Here is a 14,053-nt window from a genome sequence, read left to right on the forward strand (position 1 = left end):
CTCTGTAGTAGCGTGGCCGTGCCGTGATCTTGTGACTTGTGATCGTGCGACTCGTGATCTTGTGACTCGTGATCTTGTGACCTCAGCCCCAGGGGATCGCCGATGACCGCTTTCCGCCGGCTTCCGGCCGGTCTGGCCCATCCGTTCTCGCCGGCCGGCAGGTCCGACCCGTATCCGGCGTACGACTGGCTGCGGGCCAACGATCCGGTCCACTTCGACGTCACGACCCGGATGTGGCTGCTCACGGCACACGAGCACGTCGCGAGCGCGCTCAAGGACCCCCGGTTCTCGGCCGAGCTGGGGCAGCGCGAGCGGGTGCGCGACGACGACCTGCCCGCCTCGATGCTGACCACCGACCCGCCCGACCACAACCGGCTGCGCGCCCCCGGCATGGCCCTGCTCGGCCCCGCCGCGGTGCGCGAGCTCGCCACCGGCATCACCGCCGTCGTGGACGGCCTGCTCGACGGGCTGGCGGGCGAGATCGAGGTCACCCGTGACCTGGGTGAGCCGTTCGCGACCGGCGTGCTCGCGCGGACGCTGCTCGTGCCGCGCGAGGACGAGGCGGCCTTCGCCGACCTGGCGCGGCGGGCCTCGGTCAACCTCGACCCGCTGGCGGGGCCCCAGGCCGCGCGGGAGGGCCGCGTCGCGATGGGCGAGCTGACCCGTTTTCTCGACGCGCACGTGGCGCGCGGGCCCGGCGGGTCGATCGCGCGGCTGGCCGCGGACGAACGGCTGACGCGGCCCGAGATGCTGGGCATCCTCTCGCTGGCCGTCGTCGGCGGCTGGCGCCCGCTGGCCGAGATGGTGGGCAACGCGCTGTTCTGGCTGCTGCCGCGCCCCGAGGCACTGGCGGCGCTGCGGGAGGGCGGCGACGACGTCGCCCGTACGGCGGTCGACGAGCTGCTGCGGCTGGAGGCGCCGATCCCCTTCACGGCGAGGGTGACGACGGCGGAGGTGTCCTTCGGGGACGCGGTCATCCCCGCCGGCGCGCGGGTGCTCGCCGTGGTCGCGGCGGCCAACCGGGACCCGGCCGTCTTCGACCACCCCCACGACCTGGTGCCGACCCGGTCTCCCAATCCCCACCTCGCCTTCGGCGCCGGCACCCACTTCTGCCTGGGCGCGCCCCTCGTCCGGCAGGCCGGCGCGCTGCTGCTGCGCGGCCTGGCCGGACGTTTCCCCGCGATCCGCGCGGACGGCGCCCCGCCCGCCTGGGCGCCCGTGCTCGTGCCGCGCCGGCTGGGCGAGTTCCGGGTCCGGCTCTCCTGAGCGTCAGCGGACGTTGGGCCCGCGCCAGCGGAAGGTCAGGAAGCTCAGCGCGAGCCCGGCCAGGCACCACGCGGCCAGCACGAGCGCCACGCGGTCGAGCTCCCAGACGCCCGCCGGCTCGACGTGGGCGAAGTCGTTGGGCAGGAATACCGAGCGCAGCCCCTGGGTCATCCACTTGAGCGGGAACAGCGCCGCGACCGTCTGCATCCACGCCGGCAACTGGCTGTAGGGGAAGAACACCCCCGAGATGAACTGCAGCACCAGGAACGGCAGCGTGACGATGGCCGAGGCCGACCTGGCGTTGGGGATGACCGAGCTGAACGCCACGGCCAGCAGCGTGCAGGCCACCCCGCCGAGCAGCAGCACCCACACGAGCGTCTCCCACCGGGCGGCGGTCGAGGGCAGCGGCAGCCCGAACGCCAGCACGGCCACCGCGAGCAGCAGCACCGTCTCCAGGGTGCCGGTCACGGCCACCCTGACCACCTTGCCGACGAAGTAGGCCGACTTCGGCATCGGGCTGGAGGCCAGCCGGCGGATCATCCCGGTGTCGCGCTCGATGGCGACGCTGATGGCCAGCCCGTTGAAGCTGACGCTCATCACGCCGCAGGCGATGATGCCCGCGATGAACATCTGCTTGAAGTCCGTGTGGGTGCCGGGCACGGTCCCCGAGAAGATGGAGCCGAGCACGACCAGCAGCACGATGGGCAGCAGCAGCGTGAAGACCAGCGACTGCCGGTTGCGGAAGAACGACTTGAGCTCGACCGACGAACGCGAGACGGCCGCCCGCCACAGGATCGAGCGGGCGGGATTCAGCACCATCCCGCTCTCCTGGGTGAGGACCGCGTCGGGAGCGTTCATCACACGACACCGCCTTCCTGGTTGCTCCGGATGAGGTCCAGGTAGATCTCCTCCAGCGACGGCCGGTGGATGCGCAGGTCCGGCAGCTCGCGCACGCCGGAGGCGGCCGCCCAGGGCAGCAGCGCGGCCATGGCCTCGGTGGGGTGGTGCGTGCGTACGACCACCAGGCCCTCCGCCTCCTCCACCACGGCGTCGTCCGGCAGCGTGGGCAGGCTCGCGGCGAGCCCGTCCGTCCTGGTGAAACTGACGGCGGCGGGTGTCGCGCGCCTGCCGCCCAGCTCGGCGACCGGGCCCGACTCGACGACCCGCCCCCCGACGATGACGGCCGCCCGCTGCGCGAGCGCCTCGACCTCGTCCAGGTAGTGGGTGGTGAGCACGGTCGTCTTGCCACGGTCGGCGAAGTAGCGGACGAGGTCCCACGCCTCCCTGCGGGCGACGGGGTCGAGTCCCGTCGTCGGCTCGTCCAGGAAGATGAGATCGGGGTCTCCGACGACGCCGACCGCGACGTCGAGCCGCCGCGCCTGCCCGCCGGAGAGCGACTGCGCCTGCTTGCGCGCCTGTTTGCCGAGGCCGACCATGTCGATCACCTCGGCCACCGGCAGCGGCGCGGGGTAGAACGCCGCGAAGTGCTCGACCACCTCGCGCACGGTCAGGTCGGTGTACGCGCCCGTGGTCTGGGGGACGACGCCGATCCTGGCGCGCCACTCGGGCGCGTCCTCGGCCGGATCGCGGCCGAGGACGCGCACGTCGCCGGATGTCCGCCGGCGAACCCCCACCAGGATCTCCACCGTGGTGGTCTTGCCGGCGCCGTTCGGCCCGAGGAGGGCGAAGACCTCGCCGCTCCGCACGTCGAGGTCCACCTCCTCGACCGCGTTCACCGGGCCGTACCGCTTGCGCAGGGAGCGCACGTGGACGGGGTTCGCCTGCTCGGCGACCATGGACATGGCCTAGCCCTCCGAGTGGTGGTGGTGACGGTCAGGTGACGATCAGGTGCAGCAGCAGCAGGGGCAGCAGCAGCAGTTGATGTCGATCGCCTCGACCGCGGACGCGCCGGCGGCGATGGAGTCGAGGTCGCCCTCGCTCAGCTCGGCCATGTCGACCTGAGGCGTCTCGGGGATGTGCAGCTCGAAGCGGCCCGTCTCGAGGCCCCTCTCCCAGAGCGCGACCTGCACCTCGATGTTGCTGTCGTGGTGGCCTTCGGGAATGTTGCGGACGAGGACGACCTCGGCTCCAGCGGGCAGCTCCAGCCCGGACTCGGCGAGAGCCGCGCGGGGGTCGGAGTCCAGCCGCGCCGAGTATTCCTCACTCGACCACGCGGTGATGAGAACGCGGGTGTAGGCGTTCACGAATTCCGCGCGCTGTCTGGGGTCCAAAGACATTGCCTGCCTCCCGGCTTTCTTTACGGCGATGTCCGCCGCTTTCGAAATGAAGTCTTACACGGCGATGCGGGAACGGCACAGACTTAATTTTCCCGCCGCCGGCATAAGTATTGAGGCCTCGAACGGCGCGGACTATGCTCCGATCAGGAAATATCACCGAGTACGTATTCGCAGTCGATCGCATGCGCAATTCATAAGCGAATACGTATTCAGAAAAAGTGAGGGTGGGCATGGCCGATACGCACAGCGGTTACGTATCCCTGCCGCCGGGTCCGGACGGCGCCCAGAGTCTGCGCAGCATGCGGGAGGACCCGCTGCGCTTCGTCACCGAGATGGCCGCCTGGGGCGACGTGACGAGACACGAGGCCGAGGGCGCGCCCGTCTACATGCTGCACCGGCCCGACCTGGCCCGGCACGTGCTGAAGGACAACGGCGCCAACTACACCAAGGACCGCACGCCCGACGACGACATGCTGCGCCCTCTGCTCGGCAACGGCCTGCTGACCAGCGGCGGCGAGGAGTGGGCCAGGCAGCGCAAGATGATCGCCCCGGCCTTCCGCCCGACGGAGGTCGAGCGGTTCGACCAGATCATGACCGACGCCGCGGCCCACCTGGCCGAACGGTGGCGGCGGGCCGGCGAGAACGGCGAGGCCGTACGCGTCGACCACGACCTGACCGCGCTCACGCTCACCGTCATCGCGCGGGCCATGCTCGGCGCGGACATCGCGGGCGTCGGCGACGGCTTCGGGCGGGCGGTCGACGAGGTCAACCGCTTCATCGGGCACTTCGACCCCGCCTCCGAGGGAGGCGGACGGGAGGGGTTCCGCCGGGCTAAGGCGTTCCTCGACGCCGTCACCCGCACGATCGTGGCCGCCCGCCGGGCCACCGGCCAGGAGAACGACGACCTGCTCGGCGCGATGCTGGCCTCGGGGCACGCGATGACCGCGACCGACCTGCGCGACCAGGTGCTGACGATCGTCATGGCCGGCCACGAGACCACGGCCAAGGCCCTGACCTGGACGCTCTACCTCCTCGACCGTCATCCCGGCGCGGCCCGGGCCGTACGCGCGGAGGTGGACGAGGTGCTGGGCGGCGGCCGCACCCCCACCGCCGCCGACCTGCCCCGGCTGACCGCCTGCCAGCGGGCGATCAAGGAGGCCATGCGGCTGTATCCGCCCGTGTGGCTCATCTCCCGGCGCTCCGTCGAGGCCGACGTCGTCGGCGGATACGCCATACCTTCGGGCACGCTGGTGTGCGTCAGCCCATACGTACTCCACCGGGATCCTCGGTACTGGCCCGACCCGGAGACGTACGCACCGGACCGGTTCGCGGCCGAGCACACCCACGCCGGGCACCAGTACCTCCCCTTCGGCGGCGGCCCGCGGGTGTGCGTCGGCCGCCATTTCGCGCTGGTCGAGGCCACGCTCGTGCTGGCCGTGCTGCTGCGCGCCGTGCGCCCCGAGCTCGTCCCCGGCTTCCCGGTCGAGCCCGAGGCCCTGGTCACGCTGCGCCCCCGGCACGGCATGCTCATGGTCCCGCGCCCCCGGGACGGGCGGAGCGAGCCGTGACCGCCGCGACGGGCGCCGGGTCGTACGACCCGGCCACGACGACCGCCGGGGGGCTGCACGGCGAGCTGGCCCGCCTGGAGGCCCAGGCCGAGCTCTCCTTCGACGAGGAGCTGCGGATCCTGCTCGACGTCGGCGTCCCGGCGCCCCTGCTGGAGCTCGGGGCGGGCTCGGGCGCGGTCACGCGGCGGCTGCGGGCCGCCCTGCCGGACCTGCCCGTCGTGGCCGCCGACATCGACACCGCGCTGCTCGCGCACGCGGCGGACGCCCGGGCCCCCCTGCTCGGCTGCGACGCCGTACGGCTGCCGCTGGCGGACGCGTCCGTGGGCACGGTCCTGCTCCGATACGTGCTGCAGCACGTGGCCGACCCCGCCGCCGTGGTGGCGGAGGCGCTGCGGGTGCTGCGGCCCGGCGGGCGGCTGGTCGTGGTCGAGGTGGACGCGATGCTGTGGGGCCTGGCCGACCCGATGTATCCCGAGATGGCCGGCGTGCACAACCGCATGACCGGCGCGCAGCGGCAGGCCGGCGGCGACCGGCTGATCGGGCGCAAGCTCACCCGGCTCCTGCGCCGTGCGGGCTTCGGCGGCGTGGTGCTGCGCCCGTTCGCCACCACCAACGACGACCGCCCCACCGAGGCGTTCGCCCCTCACCTGGGCCCGGAGCGGCTGGCGCCGCTGGTCGCCTCCGGTGCCCTGACCCTGCCCGAGCTCGCCCTGGCGGCCGACCGGTGGCGGCGTTTCCGCGCCGACCCCGACGCCTGGGTCATGCTGCTCGGCCTCGTCGTCGCCGGGACCGCACCGGGTGGTCCCGCCGCATCCGAACGGAGTACGTCATGAGCCCCTTCTGGAAGATCTTCGTCGCGATCTTCTGCTACATCAGCGGCATCGTGGGCCTCGGGCTGGCCGTCGCCAACGCCAGCGTGAAGCCGCCCGCCACCACCCACGCCTTCGTGTACGGCGGGCTCGGCGTGGTGTTCCTCATCGCCGGAATCGTGCTCAGCCGCAGGCCCCGCTACTGACCGCACACCAACCGCCGGCGACACCAACGCAGGTTCGCACCCTGGACCTGCCACCAGCAGAACAGCAGCTGAGAGGCCCTCCGGGGCCTCTTCTGCCTTCCTGGCCCCCGCAGCCGACGAGGCCGCACGAACCCGGAGGGCAGGAGTGCACCAGCCGCAGCGTGTGCGCGCGGATCTCCCGGAGCTGGTCTCCGGTTAGCTGGTCGACCAGCCGGTGCATGTCCTCGTACTCTTCAGGGGCGGCAGCCGTCATGGCACCGAGGTTACGTGCTGGAACTGATCGTTTCCGTGGGCTCAGATCTGGCGGCGGGCTCAGATCTGGCGGCGGGCGAGGCGGGCGAACAGGCCGTCGGAGTCCTCGAGCAGCTCCTGATATCGGCCCTGCTGGACGATGCGCCCGCGATCGAGCACCACGATCTTGTCGGCGTCCGTGATCGTGGACAGCCGGTGGGCGATGACGATGCGGGTGGCGTTGAGCTGGCGGGTGCTCTCCGTGACGATCTTCTGGGTGGGGTTGTCCAATGCGCTGGTCGCCTCGTCGAACAGCACGATGCGGGGATGCGAGACGAGGGCACGGGCGATCATGATGCGCTGCCGCTGACCGCCCGACAGCGTGTTGGTGCCCTCCGACAGCACCGTGTGCATGCCCATCGGCATGTTCGCGATGTCGTCGGCGATGCCCGCCATGGCGGCCGCGTCCCAGGCGTCGTCGATCGTGTGGTCGGTGCTGCCGATGATGTTGGCCTTGATGTCGCCGGCGAGCAGCGAGCTGTTCTGCAGGACCACCCCGCACTGGCGGCGCACCGCGCCGATGTCGAGCTCGCCCAGGTCCTGGCCGTCGTACAGCACCGTTCCCGAGCTCGGCGACTCGAAGCCGAGCAGCAGCCGCAGGATCGTCGACTTGCCGCTGCCGGTCGGGCCGACGATCGCGACGAACTCGCCGGGCTCGACCGACAGGTCCACCCCGTCCAGGACGAGCGGGCCGTCCTCGCCATAGCGGAACGACACCCGCGACAGCTCGATCCGGCCCGACAGCTCGCCCGGGTCGGCCTTGCCCGCGTGCTCCTCCGGCTCGGCCGCCAGGATCGGCCGCAGCCGCTCCAGCATGGGCACCACGCTCATCGCGGTGATCGCCGCGCCGGTGAACTGCAGCACCGAGGCCAGCAGCAGGTTGAACGCGGCGAAGAACGCCAGGAACGCGGAGACGGACACGTCCCCGAGCATCGGCCCGGCCACCACGGCGAAGACGATGACCGAGGCGACCAGTGGGAAGCCGGCGTTGAAGGTCGTGACGAGGTTCTGCACCCGGCGTGCGGACACGCCGATGCTGCGCGCCTTGAGGAACTCCGCCGCCCAGACCCCGAAGCCCCGCTCCTCGGCCGCCGCCACCCGCAGCTTCGGCACGGCCGTCAGAAGCTGGAAGACCCGCGACGACAGCCGCTGCTCCTGGGTGTAGAGCCGGCGTTGCAGCCGCACCTCGAAGTAGCCCGCGACCGCGCACACGAGCACCCCTACCAGCACGAGCGTCGTCGCGATCAGCGCGAGCCGTACGTCGTAGAAGTAGACGAGCACCAGGTTGGCCAGGCCGGCGAACAGGCCGAGGGCCGCCGTCGTCATCACACCGGACAGCGTCTCCTGCACCACGCTGACGCCGAGGACCGTGGTGCCCAGCTCGGCCGTGGAGTAGTCGGTGAAGAACGTCGCGGGCAGCGACAGCAGCCGCATCCAGGCGCCCGCCTGCAGTCGGGCCGACGATCTGCCCTCGATGCGCAGCGCGGCGAAGTTCTGCACCACGGACAGCGCGGCCGCCACGAGCGAGCCCGCGATCACCAGCAGCGCGCCCTGCACGATCATCTCGCGCTCGGCCCTGGCCACGTACGTGCCGAGCACGAGGCCGGTCATGGCCGGCACCAGCAGGCCGATGCAGGCCACCAGCGTCCCGAGGCTGAGCAGGGTCCACAGGTCCTTGCGGTTCTTGGCCAGGCCGAAGCGCAGCAGCCCGCCCACCCCGGTGACGGCCGGCGGCAGCGGCTCGTACAGCACGTCCGCGTGCCGGGTCAGCGTGCCGGCGACCGCCGCGGTGACCGGGGTGACGCGCTCCTCCCCCGGCGCGGCCATGACATAGCGCGACCCGATGGGCAGCAGCGCCACCGGCTCACCGTCGGAGGAGCGGTAGCCCACCATCGGCCCGATGTCCCGCCGCCACCAGCGATCCTCCAGCCTGATCCGGCGGGTGCGTACGCCCGAGGCGAGCGCGATGGCCTGCAGCGGGTCGATCCGGCCGCCGTGCGCCGTTCCCGGCGGGGGCGCGACCACCGAGAACCCGGCGTGCGAGGCCACCAGGCGCGCGGCGGCCAGCATGGGCGGGTCCCCGGCCACATCGGTGAGGCGCACCCGCGCCTCGGTGTCGCGCACCAGCGTGTCGAACCCGCGGGCGGTGGCGCGCAGCACGTCGCCGCCCCGTTCGGCCCGGCTCGTCAGCGCCCTCAGCTCGGTCGAGTTCCGGCGCTCGATCCGCCGGTCGATCATGTAGAGGAAGCGGGTGGTGTATTCGACCCACCGGTGCCACAGCTCGCCCGCGCCCAGCAGGTCGAGGGTCGAGCGGGCGCGCAGCCGGGCCGGGCCGAGCGCCACCAGCCAGTCCCGCTCGGTGACGCACACCTCGGCGCCCGCGCTGAGCTGACCGGCGACGCCGTCCGGCATCTCGACCACGCCGTCCTCGACGGTGATCCACCGCAGTCCGTCGACCGACCGTACGGCCTCGCCCTCGCGGACGACGGTCGGCTCGTCCGGTGACAGGGGGACGAAGTCACGCGGGGGCAGCGTGTCGCGCATCGACGCGGCGAGCGCCACCACGCCGGCCTCCAGGCCCTGGACGAACTCGCGCACCGCCATGCCGTACTCGCGGGTGGGCAGGGCGCGGACCGCCTTGCCCGACGCGGACGGGCCGTCGACGCGCCGGGCCGACAGGCCCTCAAGCCGGGCCAGCGGCAGGCTCGACACGCGGGCGCCGAGCACCGGCCGCCCGACGATGCTGTGCCTGGGGCCGCGCGGCGAGCCGAGCACCAGCGCGCCCTGCCGCACCCGGCACAGGTAGTTCCACCTGCCGACCGGCCTGCCGTTCTCCAGGCGTACGGCGAACAGGTCGACCGCGCCGCGCTCGACCAGCAGCACCTCGCGCAGGTCGGCCAGCACGAGCAGCCGGTCGGCCGAGTAGTCGATGGGTGTGGCCGCGTCGGTGAAGAACGCCGAGAACGTCGAGGACGGCGTCGCGGTCGAGACGCTCATCGGTCCATCCCCTCACCGCCCGGCCGGGCGTTCTCGATCAGGCGGGCGTAGTGGCCGCCCAGGCGCATGAGGTCGTCGTGCGTGCCGCGTTCCACCACCTCGCCCTGGTGCAGCACGAGAATCTCGTCGGCGTCGCGTACGGTCGACAGCCGGTGGGCGATGATCAGGCAGGCGCATCCCCGGCGGCGCAGGTTGTCGGCGATGACCCGTTCGGTCTCCGGGTCGAGGGCGCTGGTCGCCTCGTCGAGCACGAGCAGGGTCGGCTGCCCGGCCAGCGCCCTGGCCAGCTCAAGCCGCTGGCGCTGCCCGCCGCTGAAGTTGCGCCCGCCCTCGCGCACCCGGCTGTTGAGGCCGCCGGGGCGGGCGGAGATGACGTCGAAGATGGCCGCGTCGTGCAGCGCGGCGGTGACGACCTCGTCGGAGATGTCGTCGCTCCACAGCGTGAGGTTGTCGCGCACCGTGCCCTCGAACAGCGAGATGTCCTGGTCCACGTACGCGACCGAGGCCGCCAGCTCGGTCCTGGAGATCTCCTCGCGGTCGCGCCCGTCGAGCAGCACCCGGCCCGACGCCGGCCGGTAGAGCCCCGCCACGAGGCGGCCGATGGTCGATTTCCCGCTTCCCGAGCCCCCGACGATCGCCACCCGCCGGCCCGGCACCACCGAGAACGACACGTTCTTGATGACCGGCTTGGCCAGCGGGTTGTAGCCGAACGTCACGTCCTCGAAGGTGATCGACCCGTCGAGCCGGCTTCCGGACGGCCGGTCCGGGCGGTCGAAGACGGGCGAGCGGGGGTGGCGTTCCACGTCGTACAGCCGGGTGATGTCGGCCGAGATGTCCTGCAGCCGCCCGCCGAGGTTGGTGAGCTGGGTGACCGGCCGCGAGAGCGCGCCGAGCAGGCTCTGGAAGGCCACCAGCAGGCCGACGCTGACCGCGCCGTCCACCACCCGCAGGCCGCCGACGAGCAGGATGAGCCCGCTGTTGACCCCGGCGAGCAGCGGGGGCACGACCGTGATGACCGCGCTGGGCACGCCCAGCCGCTGCCGGGCGGTCACGGCCTTGGCCAGGAAGCCCGCCCACCGCTGGAACGCGCTGGGCTCGGCGCCGGTGGCCTTGACGGTCTCCACGAGCTGCAGCGTGTTGAAGGTGGCCGACGTGAGGTTGCCGAGATCGGCCCGCAGCGCGGCCACGGCGTCGGTCCTCGCCCTGGACACCTGCCGCAGCACGAGGATGTTGAGCAGCGCCATGCCCACGCCGATGAGGCCGAGCAGCACGTCGTAGCGGATCAGGACGACCGCGTAGAAGAGCACCAGCACGAGGTTGACGACGGTGACCGCCAGGTCCCTGGACAGGATCTCGGCGACCATGTCGTTGGCCGACACCCGCCTGGCGACCTCGGCGGGCCTGCGTTGCAGGAAGAACTCCACCGGCAGGCGCAGCAGATGCCGGAAGAAACGGGCGGAGCTGACCAGCCCCATCCGTATTTCCATCCGCAGCAGGTAGTGCCGCTGCACCGAGGTCAGCACGAACATCGCCAGGGCGGTCACCGACATCGCCACCAGCAGCGGCAGGATGAAGCCGGGATCGCGGCCGGTGAGGATGTGGTCGATGAACACCCGGCTGAACGCCGGCGCGATGATCCCGGGCACGACCAGCAGCAGGCTGGCCAGCAGCACCAGCGGCAGCGCCCGGCCGGAGGGCATGCGGCGCGACAGCAGCGCCTCGGCCACCCGGGTGGGCCGGCCGCCGGGCCGGAACCCGGGCCCGGGCTCGAAGGCCAGCACGATGCCGGTGAAGCCCGAGTCGAACTCGTCCCAGTCGACCAGGCGCGGGCCGCTCGCGGGGTCGTTGACCGCCACCACCGGCCTGCCGAAACGGGTGCGGATGCCCTCGACGACCATGAAGTGCTGGAACGCCCAGAAGATGATCGCCGGTTTGACGACGTCGCGCAGGTCCTCCAGCTCCATCTGGAAGCCCTTGGCGTTCAGGCCGTACTTGCGGGCGGCGGCGATCACGCTGGACGCCTTCGCGCCGTCCCGGGACACCGCGCACGCGGCCCGCAGCTCCTCAAGGGGCACGAACCTGCCGTAATGGCCGAGGACCATGGCGAGGGCGGCGGCCCCGCACTCGACGGCCTCCATCTGGATCACGGTCGGCGTGCTCACGCGCCCCCGTCTGCGGGGTTCGCGCCGGCGCGGGGCGTCGGGCGGCGGGGCGTCGGCGCGAGAGGCCGTGACCTGGCTCATCCGTCTCCTTCTCAACGTCCGAGGAGCAGGTTGAAAGGCGTCTGGCTGCCGAGCGTGACGGTGCCCGTCACCGTGACCTGCGACCGCAGCTCCATCGGGGGACCGGTCTCGGTCGTCCAGGAGTATCCGGAGATCGTGCGGGGGTCGGGCAGGAGATCGACGACCACCAGGCGGGGCGGCTCCGCGGTGAGATAGCCGCGAGCCGCGAGGTCGCCGCCGACCAGGGCGGCGACGCCCTCCGCCATCAGCGGATAGGGGCTGATCGAGGTCACCCTGCCGCGCAGCAGCCCGAACACGCCGGGCGGGGCGTCGGAGACCGCGAGGTCCACCGTACGGCCGGGGGCGATGCCGAGCGCGTGGTCGCCCGGCACGAACAGCATCGCGACCAGGCGGTCGCGGGGGGCGTCGGTCCGCTCCATCGCGAGCAGCCCGTCGCCCTCGCGGACCATCGCGCCCTCGCTCGCCGAGGTGGTCACGACCTCGCCGGAGAACGGGCTGCTCACGGTGCGCACGGTGCCGTCGGCCCGCAGGACCTCCGCCACCGCCTGCCCGCGCACCACCCGCAGGCCGGGGCTCACCATCATCGTCCGCACGGTCCCGGTGTACGGGCTCTGCAACTGGGCGGTGCCCGCCGGATGGGTCAGCAGCCCCTTGGCGGTGACGGTGACCGGCAGCCTGCCGACGAACGACCACACCCCCGCGGCGACGACCACGATGAGCACGACGAACGTGGCGATCCAGCCGCGCGGGGAGGCGAGCAGGGTCGGGGAGTCGAGCTCGTCGGGCTCCCGCATCCGCTGCAGTGCCTTCAACCGGAACTTCATGACGGCACCTCCGGGGACCATCCCGGCGGCGTCCCCGCCACACCGCCCTTCCTGCTGCCGAGCAGCAGCTCGCCCACGCTGCCCTCCGCGTGGGGGTCGAGCCCGCTGGCCGCGGCGAACTCCGCCGCGTCACCGCCGCCGAGCCCGCAGACCGCCAGGCCCATGGCCGTGGCCACCAGGTAGAAGGTCTGGTAGAGCACGCCCACGTGCTTGAGGATCAGCGAGTAGGCGATGGTCTCGTACTTCCACATCACCCGCCCGAAGCGGGCCGTCACGATCAGCAGGACCTGCGGGTCCTCGGTCATCATGGCCGCCGACCTGGCCCGGTCGAGCAGCGTACGGGTCGCCGGGCCGGGATCGGCCACCCGTTCCAGCGCGTGCGCGTGGGCGGCGTAGTGCCACAGGCCGGGCTCCAGGCCCTCGCAGGAGACGACGAGGGGATAGACCTCCAGCTCGTGGACCGCGCCGCCGGACGGGTAGGGCCGGTCGGCCAGCTCCTGGCCGTCCTCCCCGGTGAAGGTGCGCCGCTGGCGCATCGTGCGGTAGAGCAGCTCGCCCAGGTGGTCGAGGGTGATCGGGGCGGCGGCGTCGTGCTCGCGGATCGAGCGGCGGGCCTCCAGCACGTCGGTCAGGCTCGCCTCGGTCTTCGCTATCGCGTCCAGGTCCGGCGGCTCCAGGGCGATCCGGGGGCCGGCGAAGGCGGGCGGCGCCACCGGCAGCGGATCCTGCACGCCCCGCAGCGGATAGGTGCCGCCGTAGCGCCCGGTCGTACGCGGCTCCCGGGTGCGGGTGTGCAGCCACAGGTCGGCCGGCGACCACTGGGCGAGCGGGGCGGCGCCGCGCTCGAGGTCCTCCCCCTCCGGCGTCGGCCGCACCAGCAGCCCGGCGTCGGCGAACAGGCCGAGCACCGCCGCCGTCGTCTCGGCCGGCAGCCTGGGGCAGGCGAGACCGGCCGGGGTCGTCCAGTCCGCGAGCAGGCCGAGCAGCGGCGCTGCGGCCGGGGCGAGCTCGACCCCGAGGGGGCTGCGGGGCACGCGCACCACGAGCCTGCCGTCCTCCGGCACCGCGATGGCGAACCTCGACAGGCGGACCCGGGCGTCGGCTGCGAGCGGCGCGGCCGGGCGCAGCGGGCCGCCGCCGAAGGGGCGCAGCACGGCCACCGGCTCGGCCCCGGCTGTCGCCATCTCTCCGCCGGACGGCACCGTTTCTCCGCCGGACGGCACCGTTTCTCCGCCGGACGGCACCACGGCCTCTCCGCCGGACGGCACCACGGCCTCTCCGCCGGACGGCACCACGGCCTCTCCGCCGGACGGCACCAACAGGACGGCCCGCTCCAGCAGCGCGCCGGCCGACAGCTTGCGCAGCAGCAGGTGCCAGCGCAGCAGCCCGCCCTCGCCGTCGTGCTCGGTGACGGTCCTGGCCAGCTCGTCCTCGCTCGTGCCGCCGCGGGCCAGCGCGCGCAGCGCGGCGACCGCGCCGGGCGGCAGGCCCCGCAGCGTGGCGGGGCCGAACGGCGTGGCCAGGGTGACCACCCCCGGCGTCTCCTCCGGTTCGGACAGGCCGGCGTCGCGGCGCAGCCGCACCTGAACGGTGTGCATTGCTCCCCCTATCG

Annotated in this window: 11 protein-coding genes; 4 read left to right on the forward strand and 7 right to left on the reverse strand. The window is 72.8% G+C overall.

Annotated features, from left to right (window positions below):
* Positions 1–102: 102 nt before the first annotated feature.
* Positions 103–1,266, forward strand: a complete 1,164-nt coding sequence (locus OHB01_RS03325) for a cytochrome P450 (RefSeq protein ID WP_142646250.1) — start codon at positions 103–105, stop codon at positions 1,264–1,266.
* A gap of 3 nt (positions 1,267–1,269) precedes the next feature.
* Here OHB01_RS03325 and OHB01_RS03330 read toward each other — a convergent pair whose 3' ends face one another.
* Genes OHB01_RS03330 through OHB01_RS03340 form a run of 3 tightly spaced genes read right to left on the reverse strand, consistent with a single transcriptional unit; the run spans position 1,270 to position 3,503 of the window.
* Positions 1,270–2,124, reverse strand: a complete 855-nt coding sequence (locus tag OHB01_RS03330; protein ID WP_240971095.1) for an ABC transporter permease — start codon at positions 2,122–2,124, stop codon at positions 1,270–1,272.
* Positions 2,124–3,068, reverse strand: a complete 945-nt coding sequence (locus OHB01_RS03335; RefSeq protein WP_261985726.1) for an ABC transporter ATP-binding protein — start codon at positions 3,066–3,068, stop codon at positions 2,124–2,126. Before OHB01_RS03335 ends, OHB01_RS03330 begins: the two co-directional genes overlap by 1 nt.
* A 42-nt stretch (positions 3,069–3,110) precedes the next feature.
* Positions 3,111–3,503, reverse strand: a complete 393-nt coding sequence (locus OHB01_RS03340) for a hypothetical protein (RefSeq protein ID WP_205829950.1) — start codon at positions 3,501–3,503, stop codon at positions 3,111–3,113.
* Positions 3,504–3,733: 230 nt separating this feature from the next.
* Here OHB01_RS03340 and OHB01_RS03345 point away from each other — a divergent pair, with 230 nt between their 5' ends.
* Genes OHB01_RS03345 through OHB01_RS03355 form a run of 3 tightly spaced genes read left to right on the forward strand, consistent with a single transcriptional unit; the run spans position 3,734 to position 6,086 of the window.
* A complete protein-coding gene (locus OHB01_RS03345; RefSeq protein WP_147942979.1) occupies positions 3,734–5,071 on the forward strand; it encodes a cytochrome P450 in 1,338 nt (445 codons plus the stop codon).
* Positions 5,068–5,904: a class I SAM-dependent methyltransferase gene (locus tag OHB01_RS03350; protein ID WP_168065716.1), complete on the forward strand. Its 837-nt coding sequence runs from the start codon at positions 5,068–5,070 to the stop codon at positions 5,902–5,904. Before OHB01_RS03345 ends, OHB01_RS03350 begins: the two co-directional genes overlap by 4 nt.
* On the forward strand, positions 5,901–6,086 hold the full coding sequence (locus OHB01_RS03355; protein WP_079320568.1) for a hypothetical protein: 186 nt from the start codon (positions 5,901–5,903) through the stop codon (positions 6,084–6,086). The genes OHB01_RS03350 and OHB01_RS03355 overlap by 4 nt, the downstream gene beginning before the upstream one ends.
* Positions 6,087–6,398: 312 nt before the next feature.
* Here the strand turns inward: OHB01_RS03355 and OHB01_RS03360 are convergent, their stop codons facing one another.
* The 4 genes from OHB01_RS03360 to OHB01_RS03375 form a co-directional block, all read right to left on the reverse strand.
* Positions 6,399–9,374 carry an NHLP bacteriocin export ABC transporter permease/ATPase subunit gene (locus OHB01_RS03360; protein WP_142646260.1) on the reverse strand — a complete coding sequence of 992 codons (2,976 nt, stop codon included), beginning with the start codon at positions 9,372–9,374 and terminating at the stop codon, positions 6,399–6,401.
* On the reverse strand, positions 9,371–11,536 hold the full coding sequence (locus tag OHB01_RS03365) for an NHLP family bacteriocin export ABC transporter peptidase/permease/ATPase subunit (protein WP_328854912.1): 2,166 nt from the start codon (positions 11,534–11,536) through the stop codon (positions 9,371–9,373). Before OHB01_RS03365 ends, OHB01_RS03360 begins: the two co-directional genes overlap by 4 nt.
* A gap of 92 nt (positions 11,537–11,628) precedes the next feature.
* Positions 11,629–12,441, reverse strand: a complete 813-nt coding sequence (locus OHB01_RS03370) for an HlyD family efflux transporter periplasmic adaptor subunit (RefSeq protein ID WP_168065718.1) — start codon at positions 12,439–12,441, stop codon at positions 11,629–11,631.
* Entirely contained in the window at positions 12,438–14,039 is a 1,602-nt protein-coding gene (locus tag OHB01_RS03375) for a SagB family peptide dehydrogenase (protein ID WP_328854913.1), read from the reverse strand. The genes OHB01_RS03370 and OHB01_RS03375 overlap by 4 nt, the downstream gene beginning before the upstream one ends.
* Between the last annotated feature and the right edge of the window lie 14 nt (positions 14,040–14,053).

The organism is Microbispora hainanensis (genome assembly GCF_036186745.1).
Lineage (GTDB): Bacteria > Actinomycetota > Actinomycetes > Streptosporangiales > Streptosporangiaceae > Microbispora.

Bases quoted from the DNA above. Each gene is read 5' to 3' on its own strand.
- OHB01_RS03335 (WP_261985726.1), bottom strand. From the start codon at position 3,068: ATGTCCATGGTCGCCGAGCAGGCGAACCCCGTCCACGTGCGCTCCCTG.
- OHB01_RS03330 (WP_240971095.1), bottom strand. From the start codon at position 2,124: ATGAACGCTCCCGACGCGGTCCTCACCCAGGAGAGCGGGATGGTGCTG.
- OHB01_RS03360 (WP_142646260.1), bottom strand. From the start codon at position 9,374: ATGAGCGTCTCGACCGCGACGCCGTCCTCGACGTTCTCGGCGTTCTTC.
- OHB01_RS03370 (WP_168065718.1), bottom strand. From the start codon at position 12,441: ATGAAGTTCCGGTTGAAGGCACTGCAGCGGATGCGGGAGCCCGACGAG.
- OHB01_RS03355 (WP_079320568.1), top strand. From the start codon at position 5,901: ATGAGCCCCTTCTGGAAGATCTTCGTCGCGATCTTCTGCTACATCAGC.
- OHB01_RS03345 (WP_147942979.1), top strand. From the start codon at position 3,734: ATGGCCGATACGCACAGCGGTTACGTATCCCTGCCGCCGGGTCCGGAC.
- OHB01_RS03325 (WP_142646250.1), top strand. From the start codon at position 103: ATGACCGCTTTCCGCCGGCTTCCGGCCGGTCTGGCCCATCCGTTCTCG.
- OHB01_RS03340 (WP_205829950.1), bottom strand. From the start codon at position 3,503: ATGTCTTTGGACCCCAGACAGCGCGCGGAATTCGTGAACGCCTACACC.
- OHB01_RS03375 (WP_328854913.1), bottom strand. From the start codon at position 14,039: ATGCACACCGTTCAGGTGCGGCTGCGCCGCGACGCCGGCCTGTCCGAA.